The organism is Pseudomonas marginalis, from assembly GCF_001645105.1.
Taxonomy (GTDB): Bacteria; Pseudomonadota; Gammaproteobacteria; order Pseudomonadales; family Pseudomonadaceae; genus Aquipseudomonas; species Aquipseudomonas petroselini.
This window is the reverse complement of record NZ_LKEG01000060.1, coordinates 204-15,534: the sequence shown is the minus strand read 5'-3', so window position 1 is coordinate 15,534 and position 15,331 is coordinate 204. Positions and strand designations below refer to the sequence as shown.

15 protein-coding genes are annotated in these 15,331 nt (G+C 62.2%); 9 read left to right on the top strand and 6 right to left on the bottom strand.

The genetic code is table 11. The annotated features are described in order from the left end of the window. The first annotated feature begins 486 nt into the window (after positions 1–486). Positions 487–1,281: a helix-turn-helix transcriptional regulator gene (locus AO064_RS27865; RefSeq protein WP_064055267.1), complete on the top strand. Its 795-nt coding sequence runs from the start codon at positions 487–489 to the stop codon at positions 1,279–1,281. Further along, on the top strand, positions 1,281–2,735 hold the full coding sequence (gene adeC / locus AO064_RS27860) for an AdeC/AdeK/OprM family multidrug efflux complex outer membrane factor (RefSeq protein WP_064055425.1): 1,455 nt from the start codon (positions 1,281–1,283) through the stop codon (positions 2,733–2,735). The genes AO064_RS27865 and adeC overlap by 1 nt, the downstream gene beginning before the upstream one ends. A 153-nt stretch (positions 2,736–2,888) precedes the next feature. Here the strand turns inward: adeC and AO064_RS27855 are convergent, their stop codons facing one another. From AO064_RS27855 to AO064_RS27845, 3 genes are all read right to left on the bottom strand, one after another. Beyond that, positions 2,889–3,821 (bottom strand): pyridoxamine 5'-phosphate oxidase family protein, encoded by a 933-nt coding sequence (locus tag AO064_RS27855; protein WP_064055266.1) that lies wholly within the window; start codon positions 3,819–3,821, stop codon positions 2,889–2,891. A 287-nt stretch (positions 3,822–4,108) separates the two neighbouring features. Further along, a complete protein-coding gene (locus tag AO064_RS27850) occupies positions 4,109–4,900 on the bottom strand; it encodes an ABC transporter permease (RefSeq protein ID WP_015884804.1) in 792 nt (263 codons plus the stop codon). Further along, positions 4,897–5,574, bottom strand: coding sequence for an ABC transporter ATP-binding protein (locus AO064_RS27845; protein WP_064055265.1), 678 nt, complete (start codon positions 5,572–5,574; stop codon positions 4,897–4,899). Before AO064_RS27845 ends, AO064_RS27850 begins: the two co-directional genes overlap by 4 nt. Before the next feature lie 131 nt (positions 5,575–5,705). Here AO064_RS27845 and AO064_RS27840 point away from each other — a divergent pair, with 131 nt between their 5' ends. From AO064_RS27840 to AO064_RS27815, 6 genes are all read left to right on the top strand, one after another. Beyond that, positions 5,706–6,782: an aldo/keto reductase gene (locus tag AO064_RS27840; RefSeq protein WP_064055264.1), complete on the top strand. Its 1,077-nt coding sequence runs from the start codon at positions 5,706–5,708 to the stop codon at positions 6,780–6,782. A gap of 88 nt (positions 6,783–6,870) precedes the next feature. After that, entirely contained in the window at positions 6,871–7,113 is a 243-nt protein-coding gene (locus tag AO064_RS27835; RefSeq protein WP_082893995.1) for a hypothetical protein, read from the top strand. A gap of 347 nt (positions 7,114–7,460) precedes the next feature. After that, positions 7,461–8,282, top strand: coding sequence for a 5'-nucleotidase, lipoprotein e(P4) family (locus AO064_RS27830; protein ID WP_043205596.1), 822 nt, complete (start codon positions 7,461–7,463; stop codon positions 8,280–8,282). 103 nt (positions 8,283–8,385) lie between these two features. Next, positions 8,386–9,204, top strand: a complete 819-nt coding sequence (locus AO064_RS27825; protein ID WP_064055263.1) for a transporter substrate-binding domain-containing protein — start codon at positions 8,386–8,388, stop codon at positions 9,202–9,204. Continuing rightward, positions 9,201–10,031 (top strand): amino acid ABC transporter permease, encoded by an 831-nt coding sequence (locus AO064_RS27820; RefSeq protein ID WP_015884825.1) that lies wholly within the window; start codon positions 9,201–9,203, stop codon positions 10,029–10,031. The genes AO064_RS27825 and AO064_RS27820 overlap by 4 nt, the downstream gene beginning before the upstream one ends. A 36-nt stretch (positions 10,032–10,067) precedes the next feature. Then, entirely contained in the window at positions 10,068–11,441 is a 1,374-nt protein-coding gene (locus tag AO064_RS27815; protein ID WP_043205600.1) for an LLM class flavin-dependent oxidoreductase, read from the top strand. A 136-nt stretch (positions 11,442–11,577) separates the two neighbouring features. Here AO064_RS27815 and AO064_RS27810 read toward each other — a convergent pair whose 3' ends face one another. The 3 genes from AO064_RS27810 to gabT are packed head-to-tail and all read right to left on the bottom strand — an operon-like array spanning position 11,578 to position 14,097. Then, entirely contained in the window at positions 11,578–12,066 is a 489-nt protein-coding gene (locus AO064_RS27810; protein WP_003174918.1) for an Lrp/AsnC family transcriptional regulator, read from the bottom strand. A gap of 45 nt (positions 12,067–12,111) precedes the next feature. Beyond that, positions 12,112–12,756, bottom strand: coding sequence for an HAD family hydrolase (locus AO064_RS27805; RefSeq protein WP_064055262.1), 645 nt, complete (start codon positions 12,754–12,756; stop codon positions 12,112–12,114). Positions 12,757–12,804: 48 nt separating this feature from the next. Beyond that, a complete protein-coding gene (gene gabT / locus AO064_RS27800; protein ID WP_064055261.1) occupies positions 12,805–14,097 on the bottom strand; it encodes a 4-aminobutyrate--2-oxoglutarate transaminase in 1,293 nt (430 codons plus the stop codon). Positions 14,098–14,291: 194 nt separating this feature from the next. On the opposite strand from gabT, the gene AO064_RS27795 reads away from it, so the two are divergent. Further along, the gene (locus AO064_RS27795; protein ID WP_064055260.1) at positions 14,292–15,218 is read left to right on the top strand and encodes a 2-hydroxyacid dehydrogenase; all 927 of its coding nucleotides are present in this window, start codon (positions 14,292–14,294) and stop codon (positions 15,216–15,218) included. The last annotated feature ends 113 nt before the right edge of the window (positions 15,219–15,331 follow it).

Here is a 15,331-nt window from a genome sequence, read left to right as displayed (position 1 = left end):
ATCCTTCTCATGGGGGTCAGGCACTGGCCGCGCAGGGAGGCCCATTACGACGAATGGGCCGGATTGGAGCATGGGGCCCCGGGGCTGTCTGTCACCCTAAACCCGGACATCCAAACGCACGGAACGGGCTTGGCTGAGGGTTCATTGCTGAAACGATTAAAGAGATGTAGGAGATTGGCTATATCTGGCCGATGTCAGGTTGGATAGAGGTTTTTAAAAAATAATTATTTTCCATATTTATCAAACAGTTAAATAAATCTAAAAGCATCTCCTGATTTTTCGTGGCCGGAATCATCGCTCAGAAACGTCGAATTAATGACGTTGTTTTTATGGCACGTTGTGTCCCTCGTTTCCGCTACATACGTAGGACGAATCCCCTGGCTAAATACAATTTCGAATACCGACTCTGGTGGGTGAGCAACGGATCGCCCCCGCAGAGGCTCAGAGAATCTGTTGACGGTTTTCGACATCAAGGATGAGATGGCTATGAGTTTGATCAGCACTACCGCCAACACGCAAAGCCCGAATTTTTATGCAGAAATGGGCGAACTGATTGCCAACAGCGGCCACCCGGATTTCGCCGCGCACATGCTGCACTTGGTGGACAAATGGGTACCGATCCACCTGGTGGACCTCAGCGAATGGACCCTCGACGAGCTGCGCGACCGCGTGCTCGATATCAAGCTGCTGGGCAGCGCCGGCCAGAAGCAGGACCTGCCACCGCCCCTGGCCCTGAACTCCATGGACGATCACCCGCTGCTGCGGGAAATGCTCGGCATGCACGACCCGCTGCTGATCCAACTGAAGGCCAAGGCCAAGAGTGCATACCCTCGCGGCACCTCGCACCAGTGCAACCTGGTGTCGCGCCAGGGCAACCGGCGCTGTGTGATTTCGTTCTACCGGCCGCCAAACCACCGCGGTTTTTCCCTGCCCGAGCTGTCGTTTCTCAAATGCCTGTCGGACACCCTGCTGCCGCTGATCGAGTGCCACGCCCAAAGCCTGCGCCAGGCACCGCACCCAGAGATCGAAGCGGCCCATACCCTGCTGGAGCAATCCCAATTGCAGCGTGAGTTCTACAAGCGCCTGTCCCTGGGCGACATCACCCTGTCGGCACGCGAGCAAGAGGTGTGCCTCGGCCTGCTGACCGGCGGTACCGTGCCGCAGATGGCGGAAAAACTCAGTGTGAAGAACAGCTCCATCGAAACCTACCTCAAGCGCGCCGCCGCCAAGCTGGGCGTGAGTGGCCGGCATGGCCTGGCCAAATGGATGGTGGGGGCCTGATGCGCACATTGAGCACCTTCGCGATGGCATCGATGCTCAGCGGTTGCTCGCTGATCCCGGACTACCAGCGGCCGCAAGCGCCGGTGCCTGTGCAGTATCCGCAGCAGGGGGTGTATGCACAGGCGCAGGCCGGCAGCGCTGACTGGCAGCAGCTGTTCCACGACCCGGCGCTGCAGCAGTTGATTCGCGATGCCTTGGTCAACAACCGCGACCTGCGGGTGGCGGCGCTGAACGTCGAGGCGTTCCAGGCACAGTACCGTATCCAGCGTGCGGATCTTTTCCCCGCCGTGTCCGCCACCGGGGCCGGCCAGCGTCGGCGTTTGCCCGGCGATGTGAATGGCACGGGCAAGCCGGCCATTACCTCCAGCTACTCCGCGACCCTGGGTATCAGTGCCTACGAACTGGATTTTTTTGGCCGCGTGCGCAGCCTCAGCGAACAGGCCATGCTCACCTACCTGGGCACCGAGGAGGCCCGGCGCAGCGCGCAACTGAGCCTGGTGGCGAACGTCGCGAATGCCTACCTGACCTGGCGCGCCGACCAGGAATTGCTGGCCCTCGCCCAGCAAACCCTGGTGGCCAACGACCACAGCCTGCGCCTCACCAGCCGCAGTAAAACCGCGGGCAAAGCCTCGGCTCTGGACGTGGTCCAAGCCCGTACCAGCGTCGAAAGCACCCGCGCCAGCGTGGCCCGCTACGAGCGCCAAGTGGCCCAGGACCTCAACAACCTGGCCCTGCTGGTGGGCGGCCCGGTGGACGAACAACTGCCCGCGCGCCCACTCGCGGCTGACTGGGTGGCGCGCGTACCGGCGGGCCTGCCCTCCGACCTGCTGCAACGCCGCCCGGATATCCTCCAGGCCGAATACCAACTGCGCGCCGCCAACGCCAATATCGGCGCCGCACGCGCGGCGTTTTTCCCTTCGGTGAGCCTCACCGCGAATGCCGGCAGCGCCAGCACCGAACTGTCGGGACTGTTCAAGGGGGGCTCGGGCAGTTGGACGTTCCAACCGCAGATCAACCTGCCGATCTTCAACGCCGGCAACCTGCGCGCAAGCCTCGACTATGCCAAGTTGCAAAAAGACATCAGCGTGGCGCAATACGAAAAATCCATCCAGACCGCTTTCCAGGAAGTCGCCGACGGCCTGGCGGCGCGGCAGACCTTTATCGACCAGTTGGACGCGCAGCGGGATTTCGTCGCGGCCAACCAGCAGTATTACAACCTGGCCGAACACCGCTACCGCAGCGGCGTCGACAGCAACCTCACCTTCCTGGATGCGCAACGTGCGTTGTTCAGCTCGCAGCAGGCATTGATCGTGGACCGCCTGGCGCAGTTGGTGGCGGAGGTGAATTTGTATACGGCGCTGGGGGGCGCGTGGGGGGATGGCATGCCTGCGCCCATGGCGAGCACGCGGGGTGACGAAGCCGCCCCAATCGGACCACTGCGGCGTATCAAGTGAATGTACAGGGGCGGCTTTGGGGCTGCTGCGCAGCCCCGCGCGGGGCAAGCCCGCTCACTACAAGATAGGCCATCATTTGTGACAGGGAGGTGGTGATGCGCCAGATATCAGTGACTGCGTTCACATTTACCGCCTCCTACGGTCCGAGCCAGGCTACCACTGCCCCATCGCCAGACTGAACGGCGAAAACTCCGCGAACTGCCACCGCAACGCCAGCGCCGCCGGGCGCCGCACCACGTGTTCCACGCTCACCGTCCACAAGCGCTGGGCGCCGGCGAACAGGGCCACTTGCGGGCCGTCCAGGATCAGCGCGGTGCGCCCGGCCACGTGCAGCACGTCCCCCGATTCAAAATCGATAAACAGCAACCCCGCCACCGGGTTCACCTGCAGGTTGCCCAGGGTGTTGAAGAACAAGTTGCCGGCGAAGTCGGGAATGGTCAGCAGGTTGCCTTCAACCCGCACAAAACCCGTGTTGCCACCCCGATGAGAAACGTCCACCGAGCGCTGGCCGTCGACCTCGACGTAGCTGGCGACGAAGAAGGTGTCGGCGTTGCGGATTGTCGTTTGAGCGGCGGCGTCCAGGCTGTCGGAACGCTCGACGAGCGTGCCGGGTTTGCGGGCGACGGCGTCGACGGGCCGCAGCTGGATGTACTTGGGGCAGTTGCCGAAGCTCTGCACCACATCAATCGAAAAGCCCTCGTGATCGAGCGCGCCGATCCGTCCGTTCATACGGTTGCGGCGGCGAGTGTTGAGGTCGATGCCCAGCAGGCCGACGGATGCGCCGTCTCGCAGTGCGCTGCGGGCCGGGTCACCGGCCGACGGCAGACTGTCGATCTGCAAGGTCTGTGGGGCCGGCGAGTGGGCAAAGCCTGGGGCGCCTTCAATCATGGTCGCCCAGGGAATGCCGCGTTCATCCACCACGCCCAAGATCAGGTACGGCAACAAGGGGTAAAAATCCCGATGCTGCTCAGGCAGGTGATCACGAATCACTTTGGGCCCGACCACGGCCATGCGGTCGGCCACGCCAACAGTCTCTTGCAGGTGACGCTCACCGGCATGCCAGGGCGTTTGTTCGATCGGGTTCATGGCGAGTACCTCATGTGGGATAGACCGATGCTGCGCCCTGCCAGCCGTGGCGGCAGTTCGTAGCCTAGCAAAACACGACATAACTGCCAGATACGCTAGCTTCCTGTGGCGAGCGAGCTTGCTCGCGCTGGGCGGCGAAGCGGCCCCAAAACCTGCCAACGCGAATTGTCTGGAAAAACGCGGAGACCTGATTGGGGCTGCTACGCAGCCCAGCGAGAGCAAGCTCCCTCGCCACAACAAGCGCCCTGACCAGACAATGGCCACCCTGGGGGGAACGGTGGTGTGCTTCAGCGCTCCTCGAGCCTGTCACGCAAGAACCGATGGCTGCTGGAAAACAGTCGCCGGTAGGTGAGCAACACCGCACCCACCGTGCCCAGCGCCGATGAGGCGGCGATCAGAAACATGATCACGATCTGATACCGCACCGCATCCACCGGGCTCTCCCCGGCCAGCACTTGCCCGGTCATCATGCCTGGCAGGCTGACGATGCCCACCACGGTCATCTGGTTCAGCGTCGGAATCATCCCCGCGCGCACCGCCTGGCGGATGGCTTCCTGCGCCGCTTCCCAGCGTGAGCCGCCGAGGGCCAGGATCATCTCGATGGTGTTGCGCCCCGAGGTCAGCTCCTGGGTCATGCGTTCGATGCCCAGGGAGACGCCGGTCAGCGTGTTGCCGAGGATCATGCCGAGGATAGGGATCGCGTATTGCGGCTCGTACCACGGGTGGATACGGATCACCGCAAACAACCCCACAGCGGTGACCAGCCACGAACTGCCCCATACCGACAGCACGCTGTCGGCGCGCTGCCCCCGGTAAGTGCGCCGCCCACGGCCCGCAGCCGAGAGGCCGGCGATCAGGGTCATCGCACACATCAACGGCAGCACCACGTACCAGTAGGCGAACTCGAACACCCAGCCCAGCAGATAACCGATGGCCAACAGTTGCACCACGGTGCGCACCGCCGCCCACAGCAACTGGCGGCCCAGACCCAGGCGTAGCAGCAGCGAGAGTGCGCCGTTGATGAGGATCAGCGACGCGGCGATGCCCATGTCCAGCGCGGTAAGGTTCTGATAATTCATGCCTGGCTCGCTCCGCTCAATACACCCGCGTCCATTTGCCAGTGGATGTCGCTCATGCGCCGGGCCTGATCCAGGTCGTGGGAGACCCAGATACAGGCACGGGATCGATCAGCGGCAAACCAGGCATCGATCAGCGCTTCCACCTCGCGGGATGAGGTGGGGTCGAGGGCGGCGGTGGGCTCGTCCAGCAACAGCACTTCGGGGTTGAGTTGCAGGGTGCGGATCAACGACACCACCTGGGACTCGCCGCCCGACAGGTCGGCGGCGCGCTTGGCCAAAAAATCCGGCGCCTTGCCGGCATGCCCGAGCAGTGTGGTGACGGCCGCCAGATCGAAGCGGCGGGTGCGCAAGGTCTTGAGGCTGAAGGGAAAGCACAGGTTGTCTTGCACCGAGCCCTCGAGCAGCGCCGGGCGTTGGGACAGGTAGCTGATATGGCTGCGGTAGTGAGGAATCTGCGCGTTGCCGATCGGCTGGTTGTTCCACAGGATCTGCCCGGACGTGGGCGCATCCAACAGTGCCAGCGCGCGCAGGAACACACTTTTGCCGGAGCCGGACGCACCCGTGATCGACACGCGGTCGCCGGCGTGCAGGGTGAAATCGGTGGGCTGGAGCAACGGCACCTGGCGGCGCTCGTCCAGGCGCGTGAGGGCGCGGGTTTCGATCAGTGCGCTCATGGACGCGGGTTCCTGTTAAATCCTGTTGGGCGTAATGGTGAGGCAGGCGCACGAAGTTTTCATGAAAAAATTCAAACTATCGCACCCCACGTCGTTCACACCTTCACGTGCAACGTTAAGTAGGAGGCGACATGCAATACCGACAACTGGGCCATTCCGGCCTGCTGGTGTCCGAAATCATCCTGGGCACCGTGCCTTTTGGCGGTCGCGCCGAATTTGAGCCGTGCGGCGCGGTGGACGTGCCACAGGCCAAGCGCATGTTCGATATCGCGTTCGACGCGGGTGTGAACATGGTCGACACCGCCGACCTCTACTCCCACGGCCTGGCCGAAGAAGTGGTCGGCAACGCCTTGGGCGCCAAGCGCAACGATATCCTGCTGGCCACCAAGGGCCGCAGCCCCGTGGACAACAACCCGAACAATTCCGGCTCATCGCGCTACCACCTGATTCGCGCCTGCGAAGCCAGTTTGAAACGCCTGGGCACCGACCATATCGATCTCTACCAACTGCACAATTGGGACGGCATGACGCCCATCGAGGAAACCCTCGAAGCGCTGCGGCTGCTGGTGGGCTCGGGCAAGATCCGCTACTTCGGCACCAGTAATTTCACCGCCTGGCAAATGATGAAAACCCTGGGTAAGGCTGAGCTGCACGGCATGCTCAAACCCATCACCCAGCAGATCTACTACACCCCGGAATCCCGTGAGGCCGAATACGAATTACTGCCCCTGGCACTGGACCAATCAGTGGGCACGCTGGTGTGGGGACCGATGGGCGAAGGGCTGCTGACCGGCTCCACTCGACGCGGGCACCCCGCGCCGGCCAGCACCCGCCAGGGCAGCGGCTGGCCGGAACCCTACGTGCATGACCAGGAGCGCGCGCTGGACATCATCGAAACCCTCGCCGCCGTCGGTGATGAGCATGGTGTCTCGGTCGCGCGCACGTGCCTGGCGTGGCTCAAGGACCGGCCGGGGATCACCTCGCTGATCGTCGGCGCCCGCACCGAAGCGCACTTGCACGATAACCTCGCCGCGACTGAACTGAAGCTGACCGAGGAACAGTCTTCGCGTATCGAAGCCGTGACGCGGCGCCAGCCGTTGTACCCGTACTGGCATCGCTTTACCGCCGGGATTGATCGTTTTGATCCCGCGGAACAGCCGTTTTTGGCCGAGCACCAGAAGACCCTGGATGCGCGCAAGGACAAATAAGCCCTGAACACCGCCACTCAACCTGTGGGAGGGGATTGCTCTCTCCCCACATGGGGTCCGAGTACAGCCACAACAAAGGAGCCTGCCCTTGATCGCCCAAATCATGATCGCCGCCCTCGGCGTCGTCGCCATCTGGTTCAGCCAGAGCAAACGCCTGAAAGTGCGCCGCTACGCCTGCCTGTTCGGCATGGCCGGCCAGCCGTTCTGGTTCTGGTCGTCGATCAATGCCGAGCAATGGGGCATCGTGTTGCTGAGCTGCTTCTACACCGTGGCGTGGGCCAAGGGCATCAAGACCCATTGGATTGATCGCCAGCCGGACGCGCAAGCGTGATGTGCAATCGAACGTCGCACTGCCTATATTTCCCGCCTGGCGCTCTCTAGGTCACCTTCCGCGCAAAGGGCTGCGCCCAAGACACTCAAGCAACACCTCATTTCTACGACTCCCACCCTTGAAGCGGAAAAGGTTTGTGCAAGGCGATCGTATGTCCCAACACGTCAATAGCGACGGCGGCTCGATGACGATGCGTATTGGCCTGACCATGCAGCACACGCGTTACGCCAGGGCAGTCGCACTGGATGATTGATGAGAATCTGCGCCCCGCCTGGCGTGGGTAAACCCTATCAGGGCTTGGAACTGTAAACTGAGCCATCGGCTTGTCCCCCCTACGAGACCTCACCATGCGTAACCTGCTCTTCGCCAGCCTGTGCCTGCTGGCGGGCTGTCAACACACCCCGCCGGCCAACGACCAACTCGACGCCGTGCTCTGGACCCAGACTTCCATCGAGCATGAGCTGATCTACCGCCAACTGTTCGCCAACGCGACCCGCCAACTGGACGTGGCCCTGGCCGATCCCACCTGGGACGCCCTGCCTTTTCCCCCGCGCAACCTGAACGGGCTACCGCCGGCGCTGGTGGTGGATATCGACGAAACCCTGCTGGACAACGTGCCGCTCAACGCCCGCGACGTGGTCAATAACCAAGTGTATTCCTATGACCGCTGGAACACCTGGGTCGATCAAGCCAAGGCCCAGGCGCTTCCCGGTTCCGTGGCGTTCCTGCAAGCGGCGCAGCAAAAAGGCATCAAGGTTTACTACCTGACCAACCGTGAACACAGCCAGGTCGCGGCCACGGTGAAAAACCTGCGGCTGCGCGGTTTCCCGATTGAGAGCAATGAACAAATACTCGCCGCCAGCACACCCACCGGCCACTGTGAAAGCGCCGGCTACGGCAAGAACTGCCGCCGCCAGTGGGTCGCCAACCATGCCCGTGTGTTGTTGATGGCCGGTGATTCCCTCGGCGACTTCGTACAGGCCGAGCACAACAGCCTCGCGGCACAACGCAAGGCCGTCGAGCCCTACGTGAACTGGTTGGGGCAACGCTGGTTCCTGCTGCCCAACCCGACCTATGGCAACTGGTACAGCGCGCCCTATGGGGATGATGAGAAGTTGCCGTTCGAGCAAAAGCGCCAACTCAAGCAGCGCGCACTGGACCTGCAGTAAATCGCAAAATATATAACTGAAAGCGCACTCGTCAGCACTTTAAATCATTAAACAGAAAGCATTTATCGCGTTTAAATATAAAAAACTCGCTTGGATGCTTTTTATGAACGTACGCACTGCCGCCGCCTTCAGCCTCACTTTCCTTCTGGCCAGCCCGGCCTTGTTCGCCGGGCAAACCCTGGACCGCATCACCCAATCCAAGCAGTTGGTCGGTGTGCTGATGGAGAACTACCCGCCCTTCTCTTTCCTCAACGAGCAAAACCAGCTGGATGGTTTTGACGTGGACGTGACCAAGGCCGTGGCCGACAAACTCGGCGTGAAATTGAAACTGGAAACCCCCTCCTGGGAAGTCATCGCCGCCGGGCGCTGGAATGGCCGCTATGACGTGTGCATCTGCTCCATGACCCCCAGCGCCGCCCGTGGCCAAGTCTTCAACTTCCCGTTCGAGTACTACGCCTCGCCCGCCGTGGTGGTGGTGAATGCCGACGACAACGCGATCAAATCGGCGGCCGACCTCAGCGGTAAAAAAGTCGGCGTGGTCAGCGCCTCCACCTACGAAGCCTACCTGGCCAAGGACTTGGTGATCGAAGGCGCGAGCAAGCCCATCGATTACCCGTTCAAGGCCGTACAGGCCGTGCCCTATGACAACGAAACCATCGCCTTCCAGGACCTCGCCCTGGGCACCGGCAAGCGCCTGGATGCGATGGTCACCAACCTGGTCACCGCCAAGGAACGTATCGACCACGACCCACGCTTCAAGATCACCGGCGATGCGCTGTACGCCGAGCCCAACGTGGTGGCCACCGAAAAAGGCGACCCGGCATGGGACGCCAAGCTGGCCCAAGTCCTGGCCGAGCTGAAAAGCGACGGCACGCTGGCGAAGATCTCGCAGAAATGGATCGGCTCAGACATCACCCAATGAGTGTTTTCCCAACCCCACCCGCCGTGGTGAAGCCGCCGCCGGTGAAACGCACGCTGTTGTCATTCCGAGTACGCCTGTGGCTGACCTGGGGCGTGATGCTGTGCCTGTTTGCCGGGATGTTCCTGAGCTTCGACCTGAAGTTCGCCATCGTCGCCGACAAATGGCAGAACCTGGTGGGGCTGCACCTGTCGCCCCAGGGGTTTCTGCAAGGCGCGGCGCTGACGCTGTTTTTATGCTTCTGCTCGATCTGGCTGTCGCTGGCGCTGGGCTTCGCCACCGCCCTGGCGCGGTTGTCGAACAGCGCGGTGGCGTTCGGCATCGCCAGCTTCTACGCCTCGTTCTTTCGCGGCACGCCGCTGCTGATCCAGATCCTGCTGATCTACCTCGGCCTGCCCCAGCTGGGGGTGGTGCCAGGCGCGATCAGTGCCGGGATCATTGCGTTGTCGTTGAACTACGGGGCTTACCTGAGCGAGATCTTTCGCGCCGGCATCCTCGGCGTGTCCCAAGGCCAACGTAACGCCGCATCCGCACTGGGCATGGGCCGGGCGGTGACGTTCTGGCAGATCGTACTGCCCCAGGCCATGCGCACCATTATTCCGCCGACCACCAGCCAGTTCATCTCGATGCTCAAGGACTCCTCGCTGGTCTCGGTGATGGGCGTGTGGGAGGTGATGTTCCTGGCGCAATCCTATGGTCGCTCGTCGTACCGCTACATCGAAATGCTCACCACCGCCGCCGTGATTTACTGGCTGCTATCCATCGGACTGGAACTGATCCAGGCCCGGCTGGAGCGGCACTACGGCAAGGCCTATCTCCACGGGCGATAGTCAGTCGCCCCATCTTTTTTATTGGCAGGAAGCACCATGTCCGATCCTACCCCGCTGTTATTCGGCCTCTACGAACAAGCCAGTGTCGGCTGCGGCGGCGCGCCCAGCCTGTGGACCCACCCGGCCGATGAAAGGCTGGGCATCAACACCCTCAAGTACTGGTCGAACCTGGCCCGCACGGCGGATGAAGCCCACCTGGACCTGATGTTTTTCGGCGATGTGCTGGGCTTTTACGATGTGTTCGGGGGCAACGAGGCTGCGGCCTTGAAATGGGCGGTAGAGGCCCCCGCCAATGACCCGCTGACGATCATTCCAGCCTTGGTGGCCCTCACCGAAAAACTCGCCTTCGGCGTCACCGTCACCACCACCTACGAGCACCCGTTTACCCATGCCCGACGTTTCAGCACCCTGGATCACCTGTCGGACGGGCGCATCGGCTGGAACATCGTCACCTCCTACCTCTCCAGCGCCGCGCGTAACTTCGGCCTGGAACAGATGATCAAGCACGACGACCGCTACGAACGCGCCGAGGAGTTTCTCGACGTGGTCTACAAACTGTGGGAAGGCAGCTGGGCCGATGACGCAGTGCTCGCCGACAAGCTGGCGCACACCTATGCCGACGGTTCACGGGTACGGCCGATCCAGCATGCCGGGGAACATTACCGGGTGGCCGGCCCGCACCTCACCTCGCCGTCGCCGCAGCGTACGCCTTTGCTGATCCAGGCGGGCTGGTCGGCGCGGGGTCGGCAGTTCGCGGCCAAGCATGCGGAGTTGGTGTTTATCGCCAAGTCCAACCCACTGGAAATCCGCCAGGGCCTGGAAGACATCTGGCGCCAGGCCGAAGCCCGTGGCCGCCAGGCCGCCGATGTGAAATCACTCACCGTGCTGCGCATCGTCACCGCCCCCACCGCCATCGAAGCGCAGAAAAAATACGACAGCCTGCAAAGCAACTATCACCTGCAAGCACAACTGGTGAGCTACGCCGGCGACACCGGCATCGACATCAGCCGCTACGCCGACAACGAAGCACTGTCGACCCACACCGAAGGCATGACCTCCTACGTGATGAAACCCGATGGCAGCGGCAAGCCCCTGACCGCCGGCGAAGTACGCCAGCGCTTTGCCAACGTCACCCGAGGCAGCGACCTGATCCTGGTCGGCACCCCGGAACACATCGCGGACAAGATCGAAGAACACGCGCGCATTTCCGGCACCAGCGGCTACATGCTCAACCCACTGATCAGCCCCGGCTCCCTGAATGACTTTGTCGAACTGATCATCCCCGCCCTGCAAAAGCGCGGCCTGTACCGCACCACCGCGCAAAGCGGCACGCTGCGCTCGCGCCTGAGCGCCGACGGCAGCGATCGCCTGCCAAGCTCGGCTCATGGCGCCTCGTTCAGGTTTGCCTAGCTTTTGCTTTGCTTTTGATCTTGAATCCGTGGGCAACCCAGCGACCCACGGATTCAAGCCGGAGTGAGGGCACACCGAGCCTAGGCGAGATGTCCCCGTTACAACCGAAGCGAGGTCACCTGATCGGCAGGCAACCTCAATGCCGCAGTAACTTGCGCAACGGCACACCATCCTTGAGCACCGGCGATTTGATCACGATGTAACTGAAATACTTGGAAATCCCGATATTCTTATCCAACAGACTTTCAACCACCTCCTGATAGTGCTGAATGCTGCGGGTCATAAAACGCACCAGGTAATCGTAGCCACCGCTGATCAGGTGGCATTCCAACACTTCATCCACCAAACGGATATTGGATTCAAACTTGGCGAAATCTTCGCGCTTGTGGTCGCTGAGGGTAATCTCGGTAAATACCGTGACCGAATCGGTGATCTTGGCGAGGTTCAAATGCGCCTTGTAGCTGGAAATATACCCGGCCGACTCCAACCGCTTGACCCGTTGCAGGCACGGGCTGGCAGACAGGCCCACGGCGTCGGCGAGGCTGACATTGGTCATCCGGCCGTCCTTCTGCAATTCAACCAGAATGCTGATGTCGATCCGGTCCAGCTTTACGAGCCCTTCCATTGCGTACCTCTTGACTGCCATTTTTAAGACAATCTTCTAGCAAAATCAGCGCCGTAAAGACAGCTGATGCTGCGCCACCAGATCCGCCATGCTGTTGATGCAGTAGTGTGCCGCACAGGGCGAAGGCTGCCGCGCCCGGTGGCGGCCGATCAAACAGCGGTCCAGCGCCGCGTGTGCAGCGACCGACGGTCGCGTGACATGCAGCACCGGTTGCAGCTGCGCGCCTTGATCCGTGAGCCATTGCGGGTCTTCGGCCAGGGAAATGAAATCTTCCGGTGCAATCCCCAATCGCTCGCACAACCCCCCACGATCCTCGGCGTCGCGGTCGCCGCGCACCAGCAGGCGATAAAACTTGCGCAGGTACAGCATCGCCCCCGGCGCATCCTCGAACAACGACCAATTGCCCGCCGATCGGGCAAAGCTCATGCCCTCCTCCCAACTGGCGTGCAGCCCCCAGGCCTCCGCCAGTTGGCGATGGGCGAAACACAACACACCACTGAAGCCTAGCTCAGCGAAGCGCGGATAGAGTTTGGCCACCACCGCATTGAACTCGGCCAGCACCTGCTCCCTGGACGGCTGCCCGCCCCGGCTGTCGAGCAACGGCTGCAGCGCCGCCCACACCCCGGAATCACGATCCACCAGCACTTCATCGCAATCGATCAGCAACGCTCGATAATCTGTCAGCCCCATGGTGGGTCAAGCCTCCTTTGATGCGTTTCGCCCCGAGCGGGCACAGCCTCAGTTCAAGACCCGTGCCAACGCGGCGTCGAGAATCTGCAGCGCTTCGTCAACCTGGGCCTCGGTGGTCACCAGCGGTGCGAGGAAGCGCAGCACGTTGCGGTGCACGCCACACTTGATGACCAGCAAACCACCGGCACGGGCCTCATCGATGACCCGTTGATTGAGGTCGGCATCCGGGGTACGCGCCGCGTCATCCTTGATCAATTCGATGGCCAGCATGAAGCCGGTGCCGCGCACGTCGCCGATGTTCGGGTAGCGCGCCTGCAAGCCGAGCAAGCCGTGGCGCAGGCGCTCGCCCAGCACTTGGCTGCGGGCCAACAAGTGTTCGTCTTCGAATGCCGTGATCACCGCCAATGCTGCCGCGCAGGCCAGCGCGTTGCCGCCGTAGGTGCCACCCAGCCCGCCGGGCAGTGGTGCGTCCATGATCTGCGCCTTGCCGACCACACCGGATAACGGCAGGCCACCGGCCAGGCTCTTGGCGACGGTGACCAAATCGGGCTGGATGCCGGCGTGCTGGAAACCGAACCAGGTGCCGGTGCGACCGAAGCCGGTCTGGATCTCGTCAAGAATCAGCACGATACCGTGCTTGTCTGCCAAGGCACGCAGCGCCTGCAGGAACGCAGGCGGCGCAGTCAGGAAACCACCGTCGCCCTGCACCGGCTCGATGATGATTGCCGCCACACGTTCCGGCGCCACCTGGGTTGCCAGCAACTCATCAAGGGCCTTGAGCGCGACCTCGCTGGTCACCCCGCGATACGCGTTCGGATAGGGGGTATGGAACACTTCCGGCGCAAACGGCCCGAAGTTCTGTTTGTAGGGTTGGCTCATGCCGGTGAGTGTGGTGCCGAGCAACGTGCGGCCGTGGAAGCCACCACGAAAGGCAATCACCGCCGAACGATTGGTGTGGGCGCGGGCGATCTTCACCGCATTTTCCACCGCCTCGGCGCCGGAGGTGAAGAACGCCGCTTTATAGGCCTCCTGACCGCCGATCATTTCGCACAGGCGTTGGGCCAGGTCGAGATAAGGCTGGTACGCCACCACCTGGAAACAGGCGTGGGACACCTTCTGCAATTGGGCCTGCACGGCGGCAACCACCTTGGGGTGGTTGTGACCGATGTTAAGCACGCCGATACCGCCGACAAAATCCAGGTAATGCTTGCCATCCACGTCCCACAACTCGGCGCCCTGGGCGCGGTCGATCACCAGCGGGTGCGCGGTAACCAGCCCACGGGGCACGAACTGCTCGCGCTGACGGAGCAAATGAGGGGTTTCGTCGACTTTGCTATTCATGGCATTTCCCATCGTGAGTCCGGCAACCTGGAGGTGGTTGCGATGCTGTCCAGATTACGGTGTGCCCACAACGAACTCAGCCGAACTTGGCCCGTGAGAAATTCGGATCGACTGTTTTGGCCCTGCCTTTCAACAGATCCTGCGCCAGGCTTTGGGCGATGATAATCGCTACCTTCATCCAGCAGGAAACACCCATGGCCTTGCTCTACAACGCTGACCCGGTGCGCGGCCGACACTGGCAGGCACTCTTCGCCGAACACGCACCGGACATCGAATGGCGCGCCTGGCCGGACATCGGCAACCCCGAAGACGTCGAGTACCTCGCCGCCTGGCAGGCGCCGGAAGATCTGGCGCACGTGCTGCCCAACCTGAAAGTGTTGTTCGCGTTGTCGGCCGGGGTCGATCAGCTCGACCTTTCCCGTTTGCCACCGCAACTGCCCGTGGTGCGCCTGCTGGACCCTGGCATCACCCGTGGCATGTGCGAATACGCCAGTTGGGCGGTGCTCAGCCTGCACCGGGACATGTTGCGCTACCACCAGCAGCAGGTTGCACGGTGCTGGCAGGCGCATCTGTTACAGCCGGCTGCGCATCGACGCGTGGGGGTGATGGGGTTGGGTGCCCAGGCTCAGCAGATTTTGGCGACGTTGGCGCCGTTGGGGTTTGCGTTGTCGGGCTGGGCGCGCAGTGCGCACCGGGTGCCGGGGGTGGCGTGTTATGCGGGGGAAGCGCAACTGCCGGCGTTTCTCAGCCAGTGCGATATTGTGCTGTGTGTGCTGCCGTTGACGGAACAGACCCAAGGGATTCTGGATCGGCGGCTGTTTGCGCAACTGCCTCGGGGAGCGGCGCTGATCAATATGGGGCGCGGGGGGCATTTGGTGGAAGAGGATTTGTTGGAGGCGCTGGGGAGTGGGCAGTTGAGTGGCGCGGTGTTGGATGTGCTGCGGGAGGAGCCGGCGGCGGCGGATCATCCGTTTTGGGGGCATCCGCAGGTGTTGTTGACGCCGCATATTGCGGCGATGACGCAGCCGGAGAGTGCGTTTGGGGTGTTGTTGGAGAATATTCGGCGGTTTGAGCGGGGGGAGGAGATGGTGGGTGAGGTGGATCGGGGGCGGGGGTATTGATTGGGGGGGTGTCCGTTGTTTGGGGACATATCCGTTATTTAGGTTACGGCGGCTATGGGTTCCGCTCTTACAGCGGGTCACTTTTGGAAAAGAGCCCCAAAAGTAACCAAAAG